This is a genomic window from Lachnospira hominis (ex Liu et al. 2021) (assembly GCF_014287955.1).
Lineage (GTDB): Bacteria > Bacillota > Clostridia > Lachnospirales > Lachnospiraceae > Lachnospira > Lachnospira hominis.
The window spans coordinates 19,279-42,523 of the sequence record NZ_JACOPD010000007.1; the positions used below are offsets into that span (position 1 = coordinate 19,279).

Consider the following 23,245-nt stretch of genomic DNA (forward strand, 5'->3'; position numbering starts at 1 on the left):
ATGGATTTAGCAATTATAGCAGTAAAGCAGGTGCTTGAGATGTTTCTTATGATACTTGCTGGTTTCATATGTTTTAAAACAGGAGTAATCAAGGAAGAAGGTAAAAAAGCATTGTCTGATCTGCTTTTATATCTTGTGGTACCTGCAATGATTGTTAATTCGTATCTTGTAGAACATGATTCATCAATGACAGGAAATCTTGTCAGAATGCTTATATATAGTATACTTATGGTCGGAACAGGTCTTGTAATTACTTATGCAGTTTTGTTTTCAAAGAAAAATAAAGACAGAGGAATTATGCGGTTTGCATGTGGATTTTCCAATGCGGCATATATGGGATTTCCACTTATTCAGGCACTTTTCGGTGCGGAGGGAATACTTTATGCAAGCGTATATGTTACTGTATACAATATTTTGTTGTGGACGGTTGGATATTCGTTTGTCACGAAAAAAGTAAATGTAAAGGAGATTGCAAAGAGTATACTTACAGCACCGTGTATAATTGCTGTGTTTATAGGACTTATTTTATATGGATTAAATGTGCATGTGCCGGATATTATAGGCACTCCGCTTTCAATGATTGCCGCAATAAATACACCGGGTTCAATGATTATTACAGGTGTAACTATTGCGGGCAGCAGTATGGCTGTTCTTTTAAAAAACAAGCGTCTGTTTGAAGTTATAGGAATAAGGCTTTTTCTTATTCCGGCAGCATGCCTTCTTGTAATGTATCTTATCGGTGGTAACGGTACAACAGCAATGGTTGCACTTATGCTTGAGGCATGTCCTTGTGCAGCTATAACAACAATGTTTTCAATAGAATTCGGACATGATGAGAATCTTGCATCAGGTTCGGTTGTATTTACGACACTTCTTTCTATAATAACATTGCCATTATATGCACTTATATTAACAAATATTATAAAATAGGCATTATCGCTACATATTTAAACATCATAATAAAATGGCATATGCTTCCTGCCATAACAAATAAGTGAAAGATTTCATGTGACCCAAAATATTTATGCTGTGCATTAAATATAGGAAGCTTCAGTGCGTAAATGACACCGCCGATTGTATATATAATTCCACCGGCAAGAAGCCAATTGAATGCGGCTTTTGGAAGTGCATTAATAATCTGTGTAAATGCAAGAACGCAAATCCAGCCCATGAGAATATACAATACTGAAGAAACCCATTTTGGACATGTTACCCAGCAGAGCTTGAAAATGATTCCAAGAGTGGCAATTCCCCATACAAGAGCAAGAAGAACAAGTCCGATGTGTCCATGAAGTACAATTAAACATACTGGTGTGTAGGAACCGGCAATAAGCACAAATATCATGCAATGGTCAAGCTTTTTTAAAATCATATTGACCTTTGGAGAAAGGTCGAATGTGTGGTATGTTGTGCTTGCCGCGTATAAAAGAATCATGCTTACTATAAATATAGTAAGAGAAATAACATGCACAGTGTCAGGTGCGGACAAGGCACGTATTATAAGAGGCGTTGCTGCAAATACAGCCATAAGCATTCCTATAAAATGTGTAATTGCACTGCCGGGATCTTTTATCTTAAAGTGATTACTGTTACTTGTAAAATTAGTCATAAAAATCATTCCTTTCATTAAAACGACGACAAGTGGTAATTAAAACTACGTGTTGGTGTAATGATAATACATCAAGAAGTATAAAAAATCAATACATTATTATAAAAAATTAAATAAACAAAACAGGCATATTTTAATTTTTTCTGTCTTTGGTATCCGGGTTATATTGCGGATATCAGAGACAGTTTTTCTTTTGTAAATAATGCGTAATATATTTGTTAGATAAAATAACAAAAAAACAGTGTTTTCAAACGAAAAGTATGTAAAAAATATATACAACGCACAAAAAGATATGAAAAAAATAAATTATATTGACAAAATGCCCTAAATGTTATATTTTTAACTTACTTAGATAAAACACTTATGTAAAAGTTGTTTTTGCACAGCAATGTGCGGATAGGAGGATTTATGAGGAGATTCAGAAAAGCAGCGGCACTTGGTCTTGCTGCACTGATGGCGGTCGGCTCAGTGAATTTTGCTGGAGTTACGACAGGAGCCGCTGGTCTGCCAACAACAGACGGACATGACAAGTACGTAAATAAGAACGTATTTGATGTAATTTCAAGCGACACATTTGGTACAAAGGAACTTGAGAGTCCTTTGTTTGATAAGACAAAAGGTTCTAGTGATATTACAGATTTACAGGTACCAACACTTGCATATGACGAGTCAAGTATTGGTCTTGTATGGCAGAAGCCTGAGAAATATGATAATGTAGCAGATTATAATGTTTACATTAACGGAAAACTTGCAGGTACAGCAAGAGAAAATTATAAGGTAAATGCAGCATGGGCTTCACAGTATATGGATTCTTTCTATGATTATTATACAGCTCAGGGCAAAAGTGATATAGACATGGTAAATGTAGATATCCATGCTTACAGAGCTACAGGTCTTGAAGCTGATACAGAATATACATTCAAGGTTGTTGCAATCGATAAAGATGGCAATGAACTTGGAACTGCCAAGGAAATTAAACAGAAAACAACTGCCAAAGCAGAAGTTCTTAATATTAAGGATTTTGGTGCTGAGGAATCAGAAGGTTATGTAACTTATAATGATGAAATAAATGAAAAAATTGTAAAGAATACAAAGGCTATACAGGCAGCAATTGATGCATGTCCTGAAGGCGGCAAAGTTGTAATCCCTGAAAATACAGACGGAAAGGTATTCGTAAGTGGTGCTCTCTGGCTCAAGAGCAATATGACACTTGAAGTAAATGGTACACTCTGGGCATCACCAAACAGCGACCATTTTGAAATCGGCTTCCTTATGTATCCGTTCTATACAGATACAAGAGGATGGGGACTTGTAAATGCAATGACAGCAGACGAGTCAAATCCTATTACAAATGTAAGAGTAACAGGTACAGGTACTCTTTATGGTAATGGCTGGAAGTATGGCATTAAAGATACAATAAAAGGAGACGGCTATACATCTAACAAGGGTGAGAGTACACAGGCAGGCGACCCTGCAGACACAAAGACATGGGGTACACCAAGATATGTAGGTGGTAATAATAAGAAGGTATTTGATTATGGCGTTCAGGCTGCTGATTCAGCAAGAAAATATCTTGCAAATGTATTTAACGAAGATGGAACACGTAAATATTCAGATGAACAGATTGCAGCACTTGATAAAAATGCAACAGGTATTTCTGATACAGATTTAAAGAATGCATATGCAACACGTTCAAGCCTTCTCATTATGAGAAACTGTGAAAATGTATATGTTGGTGATATCACAATTGAGAATCCATCAAACCACTCAGTAAATATTCTTGATTCAAGAAATATTGCTACAACAAATGTAAAAGTATTTTCATTTGATGGCAACAATGGTGATGGTCTTGGATTCGGATGCTCACAGAATGTTGTCTGCTGGGGTAACTTCACAGATACAGGTGACGATAACTTAGGTTTCGGTGCTTCTGTAGGTGAGGCAGCAAGAGACTGTGGAATTCAGACAAACTCAGAAATCTGGATGTTTAACAACTTCCTTCGTGAAGGTCACGGCGGACTTGCAGCAGGAAGCCACACAGGTAATGGTATTCAGGACGTTCTCTTTGAAGATACAGTAATGAATCATATTGATATGGCATTCAGATTTAAGTCAGCACCTACAAATGGTGGTTTTGGTGCCAATATTACAATGCGTGACTGTGCAGTAGCTGATACAAATCAGGGCTGGGTACTTACAACAAGTTATTCTGACCCTAACTCAGCATCTTCAACAGAGTATGCAGAGATTGGTGAGTTCTATAACTTTGCATCATACAATGTTTCAGTATATGGTGCTAACCAGAATACAATCCAGGTACTTGCAGATGTTGACCCGGTTGCAAATCCACAGAAACCATGGCATACACACCATAATTTATACTTCCAGGATATCACATTTGGAAATGTCGGCGGTAATGGTGGATTTAAGAATATGAATGGCTGGGAGACATTAATTGGTTGTGAAAATGCAGTATTTTATAATGTATATACAAAGTCATACAACAGTAAGTCAGTATCAAAGAAGACAAATAAAGCATGGAACAATCTTCAGTATTGCAAGAATATAGTATTCCAGGGGACAACATTGGATTCACTTAATGCCCGCACAGAACAGATGAAAGCATTAATGTCACCTGTGGCTGTTAAGAATAATGCAGTGACAGCAGTAAGTGCAGCAGACGGAAAGTCAGCAGATATTACATGGAATGCAGTAGAAAATGACACAAAGGTATTCTATGGTGTAGATACATATATCGGAGATACAAAGGTAGATATCAAAGATGGTATCTCAGCAACAACAGCAACTATTGATAGATTATCACCGGGTGTTGAATATACATTTAAAGTATATGTGAGCGAAGAAGGCGATACACAGAGTAAGCTTAAAAAATCAGGTAATAATAAGACATATGTAGGTGAAGCAAAAGTTACAACAACAGGTGAAAAAGATACAACACCTATTACAGCTCCTGAGGGTGCAGCAGCAGCGATAACTGCCGGAAGTGCATATTATACACATGCACAGGGCACATGGAGCAATATAGCTTTAACAGATTCAAGAGTACGTGGTTATAAGATTTATGCTAATGGCGAATTAAAGACAACAGTATATAACTATGAGATAAAGTCTTATAAAGACGCTGCAACAACAACTGTTAAAGAACAGATTGGACGTCTTACACCAGGCGTTGAAAATGCTATTAAGATTGTAGCATTTACAGATTCTGGTGTTGAATATGAGATGACAACATCAGTTGAAACATTAAAGAATTATGATTACAAAGCTCCAGTATGGGGAAATGATGCTAAGGTTACAGCTAAGGCAACAAAAGATGGCGACCTTGAGATTACATGGGATGCAGCAACAGATGATACAAAGGTTGGCGGATACCGTGTATATGTAGACGGCACAGCTTACGGTTCAGAGAAATACTTCAACCCTGTAAACGGTGCTAAGACAACAACAGAAACAACTTACACAATCAAGAAATCAGATCTTCCAGAAGGCTTTGACATGACAAAGGCTCACACAATTACAATTCAGGCCGGTGATACATGGTGGAAAGCTGAAACAACAATGGGAACATTCGATAAGATGGCTGGTTTCAACTGGACAAATAAGGGTCTCACAACAAATGAGATTGAGGCCTTCAAGAAAGGTGAAGTTAAACCTGATGTTGACCAGGCTGAAGATGCACCAAAGACAGATGTAGATAAAGAAAAGGTTGCAGATGCAGTTCTTACAGAAGAAGATAAGGCTGCATTAGCAGATGGAAAAGATATTTCTGTTAAGGTAAAAGTTGCAAACGCTGATGAAACAACAGAAGAAGCAGTAAAAGAAAAGATTGCAGCAGTTATTAAAGGCAGCACAATCGGCAAGCTCTTCGATATTACAATTGAAAAGACAGTAGACGGTGTATCAACAGAAGTAAAAGAAACAAAAAATGCTATCCAGTTTACAGTAGCAATTCCGGAGTCACTTGTTAATACAGATGCGACAAAGGAAAGAACATATGCAATCGTAAGAATTCATAATGGAGAAGCAAAAGAAGTGACTCCGATAACAGTAGAGAATGGAACAATTACATTCAGTACAAGTGAATTCTCAACATATGCTATTGTTTACACAGATGCTGATAAGACACCAGGCACACCATCAACACCAGGCACACCATCAACACCTGGTACACCATCAACACCTGATACACCATCAGCAGACAATGGAAATAATACAGGAAATGGTGCAGGAACAACAACATCAACACCATCATCACCAAATACAGGTGATATGACAATGAGAACAATAATGCCACTCACAGCAGTTATGGGTATTGCACTTCTTGGTGCAGCATATGTTCTCATGGCAAGAACAAAGAAAGAAGATTAATATATAATCTTTGGGAAAGCGTATAAGTTAAACAATTATATAAATAACTCTATCTCCCACCGCCGCTGGCAGCCGGTTAATTCAGGCTGTCGGCGGCGGACTTCTTTTGTAAATAATGTGTAATATATTTGTTAGATGAAATAACAAAAAAACAGTGCTTTCAAACGAAAAATATGTAAAAAAATATACATAATGCACAAAAAGATAAGAAAAAAATAAATTATATTGACAAAAAGACCTAAATGTTATATTTTTAACTTACTTAAATAAAGCACTTATGTAAAAGTTGTTTTTAGCACAGCAATGTGCGGATAGGAGGATTTATGAGGAGATTCAGAAAAGCAGCAGCTCTTGGTCTTGCTGCACTGATGGCCGTCGGTTCGGTAAACTTTGCAGGTATTACCACCGGAGCCGCTGGTCTGCCTACTACAGACGGACATGACAAATACGTTAATAAAAACGTATTTGACGTAATTTCAAGTGATTCGTTTGGAACAAAGGAACTGGAAAGTCCTTTATTTGATAAGACAAAAGGTTCTAACGACATCACAGATTTGCAGGTGCCAACACTTGCATATGACGAATCAAGCATCGGACTTGTTTGGCAGAAGCCTGAGAAATATGACAATGTAGCAGATTATAATGTTTACATTAACGGAAAACTTGCAGGTACAGCAAGAGAAAATTACAAAGTAAACGCAGCATGGGCTGCAAAGTACATGGAATCATTTTATGATTACTATACAACACAAGGTAAGAGCGATGTAGACATGGTAAATGTAGATATCCATGCTTACAGAGCCACAGGTCTTCAGCCTGACACAGAATATACATTCAAGGTAGTTGCCATTGATAAAGACGGCAAGGAACTTGGAACTCCACAGGAAATTAAACAGAAAACAACTGCCAAGGCAGAGGTCCTTAATATTAAGGATTTCGGTGCCGTAGAGACAGAGGGATATACATCTTACGATGATGAAAAGAATGCAATCATCGAGAAGAATACAAAAGCTATTCAGGCAGCAATTGATGCATGTCCTGAAGGCGGAAAGGTTGTAATTCCTGAAAATACAGACGGAAAGGTATTCGTAAGTGGTGCTGTATGGCTTAAGAGCGATATGACACTCGAAGTAAATGGTACACTTTGGGCATCACCAAACAGTGACCATTTTGAAATCGGCTTCCTTATGTATCCTTTCTACACAGATACAAGAGGATGGGGACTTGTAAATGCTATGACATCAGACGAGTCAAATCCTATTAAGAATGTAAGAGTAACAGGTACAGGTACTCTTTATGGTAATGGCTGGAAGTATGGTGCAGGTTCAACAATGTATGGTGATGGTCTTACATCTAACAAGGGTAAGAATACACAGGCAGGTGACCCTACAGATACAGAGACATGGGGACTCCCAAGATACATGGGTGGCGGTAATGTTAATGTATTCTATCAGGGAATCCAGTCTAAGGATTCAGCTTATAAGTACCTTAAAAACACAGGTAAATATGATGATGCAAAGATTGAATCATTACGCACAGCTACAACATCAGCAGAAGCTACAGAAGCAGCTAAAGGAATTTCCAAAGACGATTTGAAATTTGCTTATGCAACACGTTCAAGCCTTCTCATTATGAGAAACTGTGAAAATGTATATGTTGGTGATATCACAATTGAGAATCCATCAAACCATTCAGTAAATATTCTTGATTCAAGAAATATTGCGACAACAAACGTAAAAGTATTCTCATATGACGGTAACAATGGTGATGGTCTTGGATACGGATGTTCACAGAACGTAATCTGCTGGGGTAACTTCACAGATACAGGTGATGATAACTTAGGTTTCGGTGCTTCGGTTGGTATGGGTGCAAGAGATTCAGAGATTCAGACAAACTCAGAAGTCTGGATGTTTGATAACTTCCTTCGTGAAGGTCACGGCGGACTTGCAGCAGGAAGCCACACAGGTAACGGTATTCAGGACGTTCTCTTTGAAGATACTGTAATGAACCACATTGATATGGCATTCCGTTTCAAGTCAGCTCCTACAAACGGCGGTTTCGGTGCTAACATCACAATGCGTGACTGTGCAGTAGCTGATACAAATCAGGGCTGGGTATTTACAACAAGCTATGGTGACCCTAACTCAGCATCTTCAACAGAGCATGCAGAGATTGGTGAGTTCTACAACTTTGCATCATACAATGTTTCGGTATATGGTGCTAACCAGAATACAATCCAGGTACTTGCAGATGTTGACCCTGTAGGCGATACAAGCAAGCCTTTACATTCACATCATAATATGTACTTCCAGGATATTACATTTGGTAATGTAGGTTATAATGGTTCATATAAGAACAAGAATGGCTGGGAGACACTTATCGGATGTGATAACTCAGTATTCTATAACGTAGTTACAAAGTCATACAACAGTAAGTCAGTATCAAAGAATACAAATAAGGCATGGAACAATATTCAGTATTGTAACAACCTTGTATTCCAGGGAACAACATGGGATTCACTCAATGCCTGCACAGAAAAGATGAAAGCAGCAATGAGCGGAATCACAGTAACAGATAAAACAGTAACAGCAAAGGATTATAAGGCTGAGACAGAGACTCCTGATGAACCATCAAAGGGTGATGAGACAACAGGTGAAAAGTGGACAGTAAGCGTTGATAAATGCTTAGATTTCTTCAATGATGCAATAGAAGCAAAGAAAGTAGAAACATCACTTCCAAAGGTTGAGACAAAGAATACAATTCACAACATTGGATTCATTTATGACAATGAGCACAATAAGGGTAAAACACCAGCTCCAGGATATGAACAGGGCTTTGCATTCCCTGACTGCGATGTTGCAGGTCTTGAAAAACTTATAGTTCCAATTGCAAGACAGACAGATAATGGTACACAGAAAGTTTCAGTACGTCTTGATTCTAAGACTGGTACAGAGATTGCTTCTGCAACACTTACAAATGCAAAGGCTGATGGATATGTTAATATCGAAATGCCTGTTACATTACCTGAAGGTGTTGATACATCTAAGACACATAAGATTTTCTTAGTATTTACATCTACAGGAAGCACAGCAAATTATGTAGCTAATGTAAGAGATTTAACAGGTGTAAAGTCATCAACAGCATTAGCAAGAGAATCAGTAGACATTTCTAATGGAATGACAGCAGGAACAGAATATAATACAAGTGGTAAATATGGTACAGTTAAGTCACTTGAAGATGCAACAGCTCATGTACTTGCAGAGCTTGATACACCAGAAGAACCTGTAACAATAGCAGGTGTTACATATAAACAGTTTGTTCAGGCTTCAACAGCAGCAAATGCAGACGGAGCTATTCCTGGTAATGGAACAGCTACATTTGTATTCAGCCCTAAGGTTGACTGCTCAGTTACATTACATAGCAGAGCAACAAGCAAGGTATGGCATTTCCTTGAATCACCTGACGGAGCAAATGTTACTAATAGAGCTACAGATACAATGGTAGCAGACGTTATGACATTTAACTTAAAGGCTGGTAAGACATATTACTACTACTGCCAGGGCTCTAGGCCAATGGTTTATGGAATTTACTTTGATGCACCTGTTGCAGAAGCAGATTCACTTCTTAAAGAAAGCACAGCAACAGAAGCTCCATCAACTCCTTCACAGACAGCAGAAGCAAAGTCAGTTGAGCTTTCATGGACAGCAGTAAATAATGATACAGACGTATTCTACGGAGTTGATACATATGTTGACGGTGTTAAGGTAGACATGGTTGACGGTATCACAGATACAAATACAATAATTAACAGACTTTCATCAGGTGTTAAATATACATTTAAGGTATATGTAAGTGAAAAAGGTGATTCTGCTAACAGCTTAAAGGCAGAAAACAACAAGACACTTATCGGTGAAACAGAATTTACAACAGAAGGAACAAAGGATACAGCAGCTATTACAGCTCCTGAAGGAACAAGTGTATCACTTGCAAGTGCAATTTACACATGTGCACAGGGTACATGGACAGGAATTTCAAAGGACGATGCAAGAGTTCGTGGTTATAAGATTTATGCTAACGGAAATCTTGTTAAGACACTTTACAACTACCAGATTAAGAACTACGCTTCAGTAGATAAGATGAGCAATCAGGTTGGACGTCTTACACCTGGTATTGATAACAAGATTCAGGTTGTAGCATTTACAGATGCAGGCGTTGAATACAAGTATCCTGAAGCAACAGTTAAGACATTAGAAAACTATGATTACAAAGCACCTGTATGGGGCAGTGATGCTAAGGTTACAGCGAAGGAAACAAAAGACGGTGACCTTGAGATTACATGGGATGCAGCAACAGATGATACAGCAGTTGGCGGATACCGTGTATATGTAGACGGCACAGCTTACGGTTCAGAGAAATACTTCAACCCTGTAAACGGTGCTAAGACAACAACAGAAACAACTTACACAATCAAGAAGTCAGAACTTCCTGAAGGCTTTGACATGACAAAGGCTCACACAATTACAATTCAGGCCGGCGATACATGGTGGAAAGCTGAAACAACAATGGGAACATTCGATAAGATGGCTGGTTTCAACTGGACAAATAAGGGTCTCACAACAAATGAGATTAAGGCTTTCAAGAAAGGTGAAGTTAAACCTGATGTTGACCAGGCTGAAGATGCACCAAAGACAGATGTAGATACAGAAAAGGTTGCAGATGCGGTTCTTACAGAAGAAGATAAGGCTGCATTAGCAGATGGAAAAGACATATCTGTTAAGGTAAAAGTTGCAAACGCTGATGAAACAACAGAAGAAGCAGTAAAAGAAAAGATTGCAGCAGTTATTAAAGGCAGCACAATCGGCAAGCTCTTCGATATTACAATTGAAAAGACAGTAGACGGTGTATCAACAGAAGTAAAAGAAACAAAAAATGCTATCCAGTTTACAGTAGCAATTCCGGAGTCACTTGTTAATACAGATGCGACAAAGGAAAGAACATATGCAATCGTAAGAATTCATAATGGAGAAGCAAAAGAAGTGACTCCGATAACAGTAGAGAATGGAACAATTACATTCAGTACAAGTGAATTCTCAACATATGCTATTGTTTACACAGATGCTGATAAGACACCAGGCACACCATCAACACCTGGTACACCATCAACACCAGGCACACCATCAACACCTGATACACCATCAGCTGATAATGGTAACAACTCAGGAAGTACAACAGGTGATGCAAATACAACACCTTCATCACCTTCAACAGGTGATATGGCAATGAGAACAATCATGCCACTTGTAACAGTTATGGGAATTGCTCTTATCGGAGCTGCATATGTTCTCATGACAAGAACAAAAAAAGAGGATTAAGAGCTTAGAGAGTTCATTAAAACTATTTTTAAATAATTAATTTTAATGAATATAAAAGCAACAGAGCCGGTCTTAGTAATGTAGGAAATAATCTTACAGCTAAGACCGGTTTTGTATTTTTTTTTAGTTTAGCATATATATTGCAAGATTAAGATATCCGGCATATGTTACCCATACAAGATATGGAATCATAAGATATGCGGCGGGTTTACAGATTTCATAAAAAAGAACAATTGTGATTATTATAAGAAACCACATCAAAAATAACCAGAAAAATGCTGCGAGATACATTTGCAGATTAAAAAATATAATTGACCACATAAAATTAAGGAAAAGCTGGGTACAATATAATGTAAGTGCGGGTTTTGTGTATTTATCGGATGTGTATACAAGAAAAGAAGCAAGCCCCATAAATATATAAAGGACAGTCCATACAACAGGAAAAAGCCAGCCGGGAGGTGATAGCGGTGGTTTGTTAAGCATGTTAAAAATTTCTGAGCTGTCGGGAGTAAGGACAGATGAAAAAGCACCGGCAGCAAGTGGTATTATAAGGGCATATATCAGTTCCCTGCCGTAAGTTTTTAAGGTATGTTTTAATTGTTGATTCAAACGGAGCCTCCTGTTATGATTAATAAAATATTGATTTCTTTATAAATTTATGTTTTATTATAAAAATATATGAAAAAACAGATTCTTATAAAAGGTGATTGGAGATAATATGGATAGATATGATATAGCAATTATAGGTACAGGACCGGCTGGAATATCAGCGGCGATAACAGCAAGAGTGAGAAATAAAAATATTATTCTTATAGGAAGCCGTGAACTTAGCACTAAAATAGAAAAAGCGTCACTTATTAATAATTATCCGGGAATTCCGGCTGTGAGCGGTGAGCAGCTAAAAGAAGCATTTTTAAAACATATTGACAGCATGGGGATTGAAATAACTGAGGATAAAATTAATGCAGTTTATTCGCTTGGAAATTATTTTGCTTTACAGGGGCAAAATGGCAGTTATGAGGCAGATAGTGTGATTTTGGCAGCAGGGCTTTCTAATGTAAATGCATATCCGGGTGAAGAAGAATATCTCGGACAGGGAGTAAGCTACTGTGTGACATGTGATGCTGCATTTTATCGTGGGAAAAGTGCTGCAGTAATTGCATTTTCGGATAAAGAAGAGGCAGAGGCAAAGTTTCTTGCTGAGATTGCTGAAAAAGTGACATATATAAAGATGTATAAAGATTCAAATGGTGTTGAGGGTACATTTGCTGGAATCAAAAATATTGAGGTATTGTCTGCTGTAAAACCTGTTGGAATAAAAAAGAACGGAATGAAAGTTATTCTTGAAACGCAGGCAGGCGGCAGCTATGAATTTGATGGAATATTTGTGATGAGGGAACATGTAGCTCCTAAGACACTTGTTCCGGGACTTAAAACAGAAGAAAACAAGGTATTGGTACAGCGTGACATGTCAACTAATATCAAAGGACTTTTTGCGTGTGGAGATATAACAGGAGCACCATACCAGTATGTGAAAGCTGCGGGGGAAGGAAATGTTGCGGCTCTTTCAGCTGTTGCATATCTTGCAAAATAAAAAGATAATGCTGTCGCATAGAAATGATTAAGTTTTCCAATATGCGACAGCATTATTTATAAATTTATACAAAATCTGTTTTTGACGAATAATGTTCTTTTTTCTGCTGGTACATTATTTTGCCTGCCTGTATTTTGAGTTAGTTGCATATATTAACGAGGCAGATCGTTTTTATAAGAATTGCCATATTCTTAAATTCAGTATTGACAATATATAGAATTTAATCTATACTAACCCTACCAAATAAGTATGAATTGAAACGCTGAAAGCGGAATATATTATACATACGTAATTGTCAAAATTTATTGGGAGACAGCGGCAGGCTGTGGAAAGGCAGGGTTTTATGAAACAGATATTGTGCTTTGGAGATTCTAATACATATGGATATAAACCTGATAAGAGCGGAAGATTTTCGTGGGGTGTACGCTGGACCAGTATTCTGGCAGAAAAGTTTGGAAGAGATGTCAATGTTATAGAAGAGGGATTGTGCGGAAGGACAACAATATTTGACGATGTATTCCGTGCTGGACGCAACGGAAGTGAGAGTTTTCCTGCAATTCTCGAAAGTCACACACCGCTTGACCTTATTATAATCATGCTTGGAACTAATGACTGCAAGACCGTTTACGGAGCAACTGCGGGCATAATCGGAAAAGGAGTGGAGACGCTTCTTGAACAGGTAAAAAAGTACAGTCCTGACAGCGATATTTTGTTGATTTCTCCGATATATCTTGGTGAAAATGTGTATAAAGAAGGCTTTGATGTTGAATTTTCAAAAGAATCTATACAGGTATCAAAAAATCTTGAGGCAGTTTATGAAAAAATAGCATTAAAAAATAATATACATTTTCTTAGGGCACAGGATTTTGTTTCATGCAGTGAGACGGATCAGGAACATCTTGACGCACAGGCACATAAGATATTTGCGGATGCTGTGTACAAAAAAACTGATGAGATATTAAAGGCAAGATTTATAAAGGCCGCATGCTGAAAAGAATAATTTTATTAGAAGTCAATAAAATGTGCATAGATTGTTATTGACTTCTATATTTTTTAAATATATAATTATCAAAGGTAATTACCAAAGATAACTATATGCGGATAAAATGAAAGGAGTATTTATGACAGAAGAAAAAATAAAAAGAATGTTAGATGCGTGCTTTCTGGCAAAAAGAATCCGTGATTTTCTCCCGGAGCTGCCAGATGGAGTAAAGCCGGCATATATACAGTATATGGATACAATTCACAAATTGCAGGGAAATGGAGTGCAGAGGGTCAAGATTTCTGACATAAGCGATTCCCTTGCAATACCACGTCCGGGTGTTACAAGGACGGTCAAAGAGATGGAAGAAAGGTGTTATCTGAAGAAGATTTCGTCTGATGAGGATGCACGTATAACATATATTGAGATTACAGTTAAAGGTGAAGAACTGTCTGAAAAATATGATAAAAATTATTACAGCCGCTTATGCAGATATCTTGATGGTATTTCAGAGGAAGAGGCTGATTGCATGATTAATACAATAGAAAAGTTTTATAAAGTAATGAGTGAAAGGAGAGTTGACATTGAATAATTCAAAATCGGATTTTACACAGGGAAGCATACTTGGCAAGTTAATTCCGTTTATGATGCCTATACTCGGTGCACTGATACTGCAGGCTGCGTATGGTGCAGTTGATCTGCTTGTTGTTGGACGATTCGGTACGACTTCCGGATTGTCAGCCGTTTCAACAGGAAGCCAGGTACTTAATCTTGTGACATTTGTAATTACACAGTTTGCAATGGGCATAACGGTGCTTATTGCAAGATATATAGGTGAAAAGAAGCAGGAGCTGATAGGGCAGGTTATAGGTGGTTCAATTATAATATTTGCGATAATTTCAGCAGTATTATTTTTTGTGATGATATGTTTTTCACGCCGCATTGCCATTGTCATGCAAGCACCTTCAGAAGCTGTAGGGCTTACATCGGTATATGTGAAGATTTGTGGCGGTGGAATATTTTTTATTGTGGCATATAATCTTTTATCTGCAATTTTCAGAGGACTTGGCGATAGTAAATCTCCGCTTATATTTGTTGCAGTTGCCTGTGTTATAAATATTGTGGGTGACCTTTTGCTTGTTGCCGGTCTTAAAATGGATGCGGCAGGTGCAGCAATAGCAACAGTATTTGCACAGGCGGTAAGTGTTATGCTGGCATTATTTATGCTTGTAAAAAGGAATAAGATATTTACGATGACAAAAAGTGATTTCAAGATAAATATGCACTGTAAAAGAGCATTAAAAATCGGGATTCCTCTTGCATTACAGGAGTTTCTTACTCAGGTTTCATTTCTGGCATTATGTGCATTCATCAACAGACTTGGACTTGAGGCTTCATCGGGATATGGCGTTGCCTGTAAAATTGTAAACTTTGCAATGTTGATTCCAAGTTCACTTATGCAGTCAATGGCATCATTTGTGTCACAGAATGTCGGTGCTGGTAATGAGAAAAGAGCCAAAAAGGCGATGTTTACAGGCATTGGTGTAGGACTTGTTATAGGGTGTATTGCATTTTTATTAATAATATTTAAAGGTGACATACTCACAGGAATATTTACAACGGATGCAGCTGTTGTACAAAAGGGATATGATTATCTTAAAGGATTTGCATTGGAAACAATAGTGACAGCTATTCTTTTCAGCATGATTGGATATTTTAACGGACATGATAAGACTATATGGGTTATGGCACAGGGACTTATACAGACACTTCTTGTGCGTCTTCCGCTTGCTTATTATATGAGTATTCAGCCTGACGCAAGTCTTACAAAGATTGGATTTGCAGCACCGGCAGCGACAATATTCGGAATTTTATTAAATGTTGTTTACCTTATTTTTCTAAAATATAAAAAGAGAATATGAAAATCATTTTCAATTTTGTACAGCATTTGGCATGAGCCCGATACATTTTGGTATCCTTCTCTGCTTTAACTTATCAATTGGTACAATTACACCACCTGTTGGAACAATTCTTTTTACAGGATGCCGTGTTGGCGGTGTGACTATTGAAAGTGTTATTAAGTACATGTTACCGTACTTCGCAATTATATTTGTAGCTTTATTACTGGTTACATACTTCCCTGCAATATCTATGTTCTTACCTAGGATATTGGGATTAGTGTAATAAATACCTTTTTTCCAACATGAATACGGACTGTACATCAATATGGTGTGCAGTCCGTATTTTTATACAGTCCATATTTTTATAATTTAGTGCTTGACATATAGAAAATGAGGACTATAATACTTATTGAAAAACAAAATATGTTCACCAAAATTCGTTGAAGAGAACAATGTCTGTTATTGATTTATTTTCAGAGAGCCTGTGGCTGGTGTAAACAGGTAATAGTCATATCAGGATATCCTCTCTAAGAAGCGGGCTGAAAGCAGAGCTGTATATGCTGTGCTGGTAAACCTCGCCGGGCTCCACCGTTATATGGATAGCATATGCTGGTATGTAAAGTGCTGTAGTGATACTGCAGAATCAGGGTGGTAACGCGGATTATATTCGTCCCTTTTTTAGTCTTAATGGCTGGAAAAGGGACTTTTTTAGTGGACAAAAACAAGGGGAGTGTAAGCCCTCTGCTCACAGAAGAAGCTCGCATTTTCCTTCGGAAAACAAGGAGGACGTAATGAAAGCATTACAAAAAGTTAGTAAATTTTTATCAGATTACACTTCAATAGTGGTTATCGCAATTGCAGTTGTGACATTTTTTGTACCGGGTATGATGTCATGGGTAAATCACAAGTTGTTTGTCGATTTTGCATCAAACAAATTCACAAGCCAGTCAATAATTATAGGCATTATTATGTTTAGCATGGGGCTTACGCTTACAACACAGGACTTTAAAATATTGGCAAAGAGACCATTTGATATATGTGTTGGTGCAATAGCACAATATCTTATAATGCCATTTTTAGCATTTGCTATAACAAAGGTTCTTGGACTTTCAGATGCAATAGGTCTTGGACTTATACTTGTAGGCTGCTGTCCTGGAGGTGTTTCATCAAATATCATGTCATACCTTTGTGGTGGTGATGTAGCATTTTCAGTTGGAATGACTACGGTATCAACAATACTTTCACCATTTATGACACCACTTCTTGTATCACTTCTTGCAAGTGGAACACATATTTCAATTAAGGCACTTCCGATGTTTGTTTCTATTGTTGAAACAGTAATACTTCCGGTTGCCGTTGGATTTTTATTTAATTATTTATTTGGAAAGAAAAAAATATTTGCAGAAATACAGAAAATCATGCCGGGTATAGCTGTTCTTGGACTTGCATGTGTTGTTGGCGGCGTTGTATCATCACAGGGGGCTAAATTCTTTGAGTCAGGAGCGGTAATATTTGTAGCTGTTCTTTTACATAACGGACTTGGATATCTGCTTGGTTATGGTGCCGGAAAGCTTGTAGGAATGAATACGGCAAAGAAGAGAACAATATCTATTGAAGTTGGTATGCAGAATGCAGGACTTGCAACTAATCTTGCAACTACTACAGCCCAGTTTGCTTCAACACCTGAATCAGCTATTATCTGTGCAGTATCATGTACATGGCATTCAATTTCAGGTACATTACTTGCCGGAGCATTTGCATTAAAGGATAAGATTAAAGGAAAGTCTACTGATACAGAAAATGAAGATGTGCAGCAGGCAGAATAAAATAAGATGAAATATATTCAAATAAGATTATGATAAAGTCAATCAGGCTGATTGTTCCATGTATAAATGTATTTGGACACAGCCTGATTATTTTTATTATTTTATAAATAAATTATTGACATATATAATTATATGTGATATTAATATATTAAAAGAATTCTTTTGCAGACAGCATATGTATTTTAATTATAAATATATTTCTATTTAGCTGTCTATCAGAGCTGAGTATTCATTCAGCATGAATCCCACAAAAATTAATTGGACTACAGCAGGCTTGTTTTCATTATCTGCAAATGATAATATACTAATAAATAATAATATTAGTATGTGTGTGGATATCAGCCTGTTAAACAAAAGGAGGATATCTATGGCAGAGAAAAAAGACAATGTATCAGCAAAATTTAAGGATAATGTATTCTGCATGTTGTATGCCGACAAAGCTAATTTGCTGGATTTGTACAATGCACTTAACAATTCATCTTATAAAAATGTGGATGATTTACAGGTAACTACATTAAATGGCGGCTCGTATATGAAGTATAAAAATGATGCTTCATTTCTGCTAAGCATGAATTTATATATGTTTGAGCAGCAGTCGTCAAAGAATCCGAATATGCCTTTAAGATTTCTTCATTATGTATCAGATGTAATGAGACAGATATTTAGTAACAGTACACTTCATAGAAGAAGTATGCTGAAAATTCCGGTTCCGCATTTCATTACATTTTATAATGGAAAAGAAAAGTGGATTGAAAAAGAAGAGATAATCAAGTTGTCAGATATGTTTGAAGAATATACAGACAATCCCGAAATGGAGTTAAAGGTACGGGTAATAAATATTAATGGTGATGCAGATATCCTGAATAAGTGCAAGACGCTTCGGGATTATATGACATTTGTTGAAAAAACCAGATATAAGACAGATGTTGAAGATAAAGATGTTAAAACAGCAGTTACAGAGGCAATAGATGAATGTGTAGAGGAGAATATACTTGTCGATTTCTTTGAGAAACACAGAGAGGAGGTCGTTGAAGTGAGTATATATGATTATGATGAAGAGGAAGTCAGAATGGTTGTAGCCAGAGATATGGCGGAAGAGATGGCTGTAGAGATGGCTGTAGAGCTTGCAGAGAAAAATGAATTGATAAGCAAAATTAAGCTTGTTATTAAAAAAGTAAAAAAGGAAAAGTCTGTTGCATTGATAGCAGATGAACTTGAAGAGGAGGAAAGTGACATCAAGCCGGTTTATGATGCTGTAATCAGGTCAGCACCCGAGTATAATGTGGATGATATTATAAAGGAATTAAAAGACTAGAAAATATGTGGGGCTGTATTCCCAACAGGAAATACAGCCCGCTCAAATAATTTTTTAATTAACCAAAGTATCTCTTTAAAAGACCTTCAAAAGCTTTTCCGTGGCGAGCCTCATCACGAGCCATCTCATGAACTGTATCATGGATTGCATCAAGGTTAGCAGCCTTTGCTCTCTTTGCAAGGTCTGTCTTACCAGCTGTGGCTCCATTTTCAGCTTCTACTCTCATCTCAAGGTTCTTCTTTGTGCTGTCTGTTACAACTTCGCCGAGAAGTTCTGCGAATTTAGCAGCATGTTCTGCTTCTTCCCATGCAGCTTTTTCATAGTAGAGACCAATTTCAGGATAACCTTCTCTATGGGCAACTCTTGCCATAGCAAGATACATACCTACTTCTGAACATTCGCCATTAAAATTAGCACGTAAATCAGAAAGAATATCTTCGCTTACGCCCTTTGCAACACCTACAACATGTTCTGCAGCCCAAGTTCTTTCATCTGACTGAGCAACAAATTTATCTGAGCCTGCGTGACAGACTGGACATTCTGCAGGAACTGTATCACCTTCATAAACATAACCACATACTGAACATACAAATTTCATAATATTAATCTCCTTTACGTTTAAATTTTTAAAAATAGTAATTGTTACTGTTTTCTATGCAACTAATATATCACGTTATTTATTGTTTGTCAACACTAAATAGTAATAATTCCTATTTTTGCTTCTTGGAACATTTTGGACATTTTCCGTAGAAAAACGAAACACTTCCTTCGATTATTCCGTCGAACTGGTTTGATGCAGCAGAAACAAGAGCTTTCTCAGGCTTGGAATCATTAAAGTCTAAATCAATAATAGCTCCACATTCTGTGCATTGAAAATGGTAATGAGGCATAACATTTCCATCAAAATGAACCGAGCCATCATCGCAAGGCACTTTAACAGCCTGACCATTGTCAACGAGAAATGAGAGATTCCGATATACGGTCCCTAGGCTTATATTTGGAAATTCTTTGCTTACATTAGCATATACTACTTCGGCGGTAGGATGGTCTTTTCTTGAAATAAGAAAGTTTCTAATTGCATCACGCTGCTTACTGTGTTTTGTAGTAGCCATAATATATACCTCTTCTAATAATGATAATTATTACTATTATTATTTTAAAGAAAAAACCATGTAATGTCAATATATAAAATTATCGTTTACTGACATTACATGGTTAATATGCTCATAATAGAAAATATTATTTACTGCAATCCTTAATAAGAGACATAATTTTATCAATGGCTTCGCTTTGAGGGCTTGAATCCATTGCATCAATATATTTTTGTCTGTTTTTATACAAATCATCAACAGCAGCAAGAAGTTTTTCAGGAGTGATTTCTTCTTCGGTCATGACGCTTGAGTAGCCATGTTCTTTAAAAGAATTAGCATTGAGAATCTGGTCGCCTCGGCTCGCATTGGCAGAAAGCGGAATCAGAATATTAGGTTTTCTTAGAGCAAGGAGTTCGCATATTGCATTTGCACCGGCTCTCGAGATTACTATATCACTTATAGCAAATAAATCACGCATCTGGTCACTTATATATTCAAACTGGATATAGCCATCAATTCCGTTTAAAGATGCATCAGTCTTTCCCTTGCCGCAGAGGTGGACAACCTGATATTTTTTGAGAAGCTCCGGAAGGATTGCTCTCACGGCATTATTTACTTTTACAGCACCGGTACTTCCACCGACAACAAGAATAATTGGTTTTGATGTGTTAAAACCGCATAATTTAAGTCCGGCAGGTTTATTTCCAAGAAGAAGTTCATGTCTTATAGGAGAACCGGTAAGAACTGCTTTGTCTTTTGGCAGATATTTAAGTGTTTCAGGAAAGTTGCAGCATATTTTTGTGGCTCCACGCATTGCTATTTTATTGGCAAGACCGGGCGTCATATCAGATTCATGTATTATTACAGGAATATGTTTATGGCTTGCTGCAAGAACAACAGGAACGGATACGAATCCACCCTTTGAAAAAACTATATCGGGTTTGATTTTTCTGATTAATTTTCTTGATTGGAAATATCCTGCAATAACACGAAAAGGATCAGTAAGATTTTTCCAGCTTTTATAACGGCGTAATTTACCGGATGAAATTCCATAATAAGTTATTCCAAGGTCTTCAATAAGTTGTTTTTCAATACCTGTATAAGAACCTATATAAGTTACCTGATATCCGGCAGCCGCAAGACTTGGAAGTAATGCAATATTAGGTGTTACATGTCCGGCAGTGCCACCACCGGTTAAAATTATCTGTTTCATTTTTTGGAACTTCCTTTCAATTCAATTACATTTTATGTGAAAATCTTTCCTTAAAACTGCAATGGCAGCAAAGTGGCTCAACAGCACGTTTGTCACGGAATCCCTGAATGAAATTCTGCGTGCGTTCCTGTTCAAAGATTTCAGAAATATCCTGCACAAATATATTTCCAAGCGAAATGCATGCATTGCCATCAAGACAACATGGAACTATTGTTCCGTCAGAAAGTATGGCAATATGTGTGCGTAATCCCTGACAAAATCCTCTGTCATTATAGTATGAATTATTAATATCGGGCCATTCAAATGGTGACTGTACATTTATATATAATTTTTTTCTGATTGTAAGATTTTTTTGACCAAAAAGAGTAGGTTTTTCGAGTGTTGTCCAAAGACGAAGTGATATTTCCGTGTCAGTTTTTTCATTAAGCATATTACAACATTCAGTTATATTATTAAAATACGTGTCCATATCAATACAGTCATTATCATCAGCACTGTGCATTGAAATATTTATCTGATGAACCGGATGAACAATAAGTGTATCAAGTTGTTTTTTTAAAAGCGTTCCATTTGTTGTGATATTTACACGCATACCTTCATCATGGCATATCTGCAGAATATCACCAAGCTGCGGATGCAGAAGAGGCTCACCTTTTACATGAAGATATATAAATTCTGTAAGAGGCTTGACCTGTTCTATTACATGAGAAAATTCATCGATGCTCATGAAGCGTTTGTCACGTTTTGTTTCCTGACAGAATGAACATGTAAGATTACAGGAACTTGTTATTTCTATATAAATACGTTTGAATCGTGTGACACGGTATTTTTTCACGCCTGCTCCTTGTACTGTGTTAATGCATTGGCAAGCTGGTCAGGACAGGATGTCGGTCTGAATCCACACTTGATGCCGGACATTCTTTTTATTGCTTCATCTATATCCATGCCTTCTATAAGTGCTGCAACACCTTGTGTATTGCCTGAGCAGCCACCTTCAAAATGCACATTAGTTACTTTATTATCAACAACATCAAAATCAATTGAGCGGGAACATACACCGGATGTTTTATATTTCATTTTATAATCCTCCTTTGAAATTTATGCTAAGTATATCACATCAAAAAATGTGCCGCAAGGTCTTGCAAAAATGTGAAAAATCTATTATTATAAACATATATTAATGAATACATAAATGAGAATATGCGGTGAGGATGCTGACAGCTGCTGTTTTCGTTACAAATTAAGGAGGATTATATGATAGGTATTATTGGAGCCATGGATGAAGAAGTTGAACAGATTGTGGCAGTTATGGATATAAAAAAAGAAGAGACTAAGGCATGTATGACATTTAAGGCGGGAATTCTTGCCGGTAAGGATGTTGTAATTGTAAGAAGTGGTATTGGTAAAGTTAATGCTGCTGTATGTACACAGATTCTTGTTGACGATTTTGGCGTTGATTATGTTATCAATACAGGTATTGCCGGTTCTTTAAAGGCTGAGATTGATATTGCGGATATTGTTATATCATCAGATGTTCTTCATCATGATATGGATGCGACAGGATTTGGATATCCACTTGGTCAGATTCCAAGAATGGATACACTTTCATTTAAAGCAGATGATAGACTTATCGAGCTTGCAAAGGAATCGTGTGCGAAGGCAGTCACTTCAGTAGGCGTTCATGTTGGACGAGTTGTAAGTGGAGACCAGTTCATTTCGGATAAGGCAGTAAAGGAAAGAATTTCGTCTGAATTTGCAGGATACTGTACAGAGATGGAAGGTGCGGCTATTGCACAGGCAGCATATCTTAATAAGGTTCCATTTGTGATTTTGAGAGCGATTTCGGATAAGGCAGATGACAGTGCAACAATGGATTATCCAACTTTTGAGAAGCAGGCAATTGCCAATTCAGTCCTTTTATTAAAGGAACTTGTTTCAAGAATTTAATTAATA

17 protein-coding genes, 1 pseudogene and 1 other annotated feature are annotated in these 23,245 nt (G+C 37.1%); of the genes and pseudogenes, 11 read left to right on the forward strand and 7 right to left on the reverse strand.

Annotated features, from left to right (window positions below; genetic code table 11):
• Positions 1-930, forward strand: coding sequence for an AEC family transporter (locus H8S01_RS10160; RefSeq protein ID WP_186837111.1), 930 nt, complete (start codon positions 1-3; stop codon positions 928-930).
• Here H8S01_RS10160 and trhA read toward each other — a convergent pair.
• Entirely contained in the window at positions 920-1,609 is a 690-nt protein-coding gene (trhA, locus tag H8S01_RS10165) for a PAQR family membrane homeostasis protein TrhA (RefSeq protein WP_186837112.1), read from the reverse strand. The genes H8S01_RS10160 and trhA overlap by 11 nt on opposite strands.
• Positions 1,610-2,017: 408 nt before the next feature.
• On the opposite strand from trhA, the gene H8S01_RS10170 reads away from it, so the two are divergent.
• Together H8S01_RS10170 and H8S01_RS10175 are read left to right on the forward strand one after the other, a co-directional pair.
• Positions 2,018-5,998: a hypothetical protein gene (locus H8S01_RS10170; protein WP_186837113.1), complete on the forward strand. Its 3,981-nt coding sequence runs from the start codon at positions 2,018-2,020 to the stop codon at positions 5,996-5,998.
• A 323-nt stretch (positions 5,999-6,321) separates the two neighbouring features.
• The gene (locus H8S01_RS10175; protein WP_186837114.1) at positions 6,322-11,370 is read left to right on the forward strand and encodes a fibronectin type III domain-containing protein; all 5,049 of its coding nucleotides are present in this window, start codon (positions 6,322-6,324) and stop codon (positions 11,368-11,370) included.
• A gap of 123 nt (positions 11,371-11,493) precedes the next feature.
• Here H8S01_RS10175 and H8S01_RS10180 read toward each other — a convergent pair whose 3' ends face one another.
• On the reverse strand, positions 11,494-11,979 hold the full coding sequence (locus tag H8S01_RS10180) for a TspO/MBR family protein (RefSeq protein WP_021865099.1): 486 nt from the start codon (positions 11,977-11,979) through the stop codon (positions 11,494-11,496).
• Positions 11,980-12,088: 109 nt separating this feature from the next.
• Between H8S01_RS10180 and H8S01_RS10185 the strand changes: the two genes are divergently transcribed.
• From H8S01_RS10185 to H8S01_RS10215, 7 genes and pseudogenes are all read left to right on the forward strand, one after another.
• Positions 12,089-12,964 carry an NAD(P)/FAD-dependent oxidoreductase gene (locus H8S01_RS10185; protein WP_021865100.1) on the forward strand — a complete coding sequence of 292 codons (876 nt, stop codon included), beginning with the start codon at positions 12,089-12,091 and terminating at the stop codon, positions 12,962-12,964.
• A gap of 343 nt (positions 12,965-13,307) precedes the next feature.
• A complete protein-coding gene (locus tag H8S01_RS10190) occupies positions 13,308-13,955 on the forward strand; it encodes a GDSL-type esterase/lipase family protein (RefSeq protein ID WP_186837115.1) in 648 nt (215 codons plus the stop codon).
• Between the two features lie 130 nt (positions 13,956-14,085).
• The gene (locus H8S01_RS10195) at positions 14,086-14,538 is read left to right on the forward strand and encodes a MarR family winged helix-turn-helix transcriptional regulator (RefSeq protein ID WP_186837116.1); all 453 of its coding nucleotides are present in this window, start codon (positions 14,086-14,088) and stop codon (positions 14,536-14,538) included.
• On the forward strand, positions 14,531-15,868 hold the full coding sequence (locus H8S01_RS10200) for an MATE family efflux transporter (RefSeq protein WP_186837117.1): 1,338 nt from the start codon (positions 14,531-14,533) through the stop codon (positions 15,866-15,868). Before H8S01_RS10195 ends, H8S01_RS10200 begins: the two co-directional genes overlap by 8 nt.
• 16 nt (positions 15,869-15,884) lie before the next feature.
• Positions 15,885-16,130, forward strand: a pseudogene (locus tag H8S01_RS14470) (TRAP transporter large permease subunit); the annotation flags it as partial.
• Positions 16,131-16,278: 148 nt separating this feature from the next.
• Positions 16,279-16,525: a binding site (T-box leader), on the forward strand.
• 113 nt (positions 16,526-16,638) lie between these two features.
• Entirely contained in the window at positions 16,639-17,673 is a 1,035-nt protein-coding gene (locus H8S01_RS10210) for a bile acid:sodium symporter family protein (protein WP_021865105.1), read from the forward strand.
• A 367-nt stretch (positions 17,674-18,040) separates the two neighbouring features.
• Positions 18,041-18,988 carry an Rpn family recombination-promoting nuclease/putative transposase gene (locus tag H8S01_RS10215; RefSeq protein WP_186837119.1) on the forward strand — a complete coding sequence of 316 codons (948 nt, stop codon included), beginning with the start codon at positions 18,041-18,043 and terminating at the stop codon, positions 18,986-18,988.
• Between the two features lie 58 nt (positions 18,989-19,046).
• On the opposite strand, the gene H8S01_RS10220 is transcribed toward H8S01_RS10215, so the two are convergent.
• The 5 genes from H8S01_RS10220 to H8S01_RS10240 form a co-directional block, all read right to left on the reverse strand.
• The gene (locus tag H8S01_RS10220; protein WP_186837219.1) at positions 19,047-19,589 is read right to left on the reverse strand and encodes a rubredoxin-like domain-containing protein; all 543 of its coding nucleotides are present in this window, start codon (positions 19,587-19,589) and stop codon (positions 19,047-19,049) included.
• Between the two features lie 109 nt (positions 19,590-19,698).
• Positions 19,699-20,100: a Fur family transcriptional regulator gene (locus H8S01_RS10225; RefSeq protein ID WP_186837120.1), complete on the reverse strand. Its 402-nt coding sequence runs from the start codon at positions 20,098-20,100 to the stop codon at positions 19,699-19,701.
• Positions 20,101-20,227: 127 nt separating this feature from the next.
• Positions 20,228-21,292, reverse strand: a complete 1,065-nt coding sequence (locus H8S01_RS10230) for an undecaprenyldiphospho-muramoylpentapeptide beta-N-acetylglucosaminyltransferase (protein ID WP_021865109.1) — start codon at positions 21,290-21,292, stop codon at positions 20,228-20,230.
• Between the two features lie 25 nt (positions 21,293-21,317).
• Positions 21,318-22,127 (reverse strand): radical SAM/SPASM domain-containing protein, encoded by an 810-nt coding sequence (locus H8S01_RS14315; RefSeq protein ID WP_186837121.1) that lies wholly within the window; start codon positions 22,125-22,127, stop codon positions 21,318-21,320.
• Positions 22,124-22,369, reverse strand: a complete 246-nt coding sequence (locus tag H8S01_RS10240) for a TIGR03905 family TSCPD domain-containing protein (RefSeq protein WP_021865111.1) — start codon at positions 22,367-22,369, stop codon at positions 22,124-22,126. Before H8S01_RS10240 ends, H8S01_RS14315 begins: the two co-directional genes overlap by 4 nt.
• Before the next feature lie 177 nt (positions 22,370-22,546).
• On the opposite strand from H8S01_RS10240, the gene H8S01_RS10245 reads away from it, so the two are divergent.
• The gene (locus H8S01_RS10245; RefSeq protein ID WP_021865112.1) at positions 22,547-23,239 is read left to right on the forward strand and encodes a 5'-methylthioadenosine/adenosylhomocysteine nucleosidase; all 693 of its coding nucleotides are present in this window, start codon (positions 22,547-22,549) and stop codon (positions 23,237-23,239) included.
• The last annotated feature ends 6 nt before the right edge of the window (positions 23,240-23,245 follow it).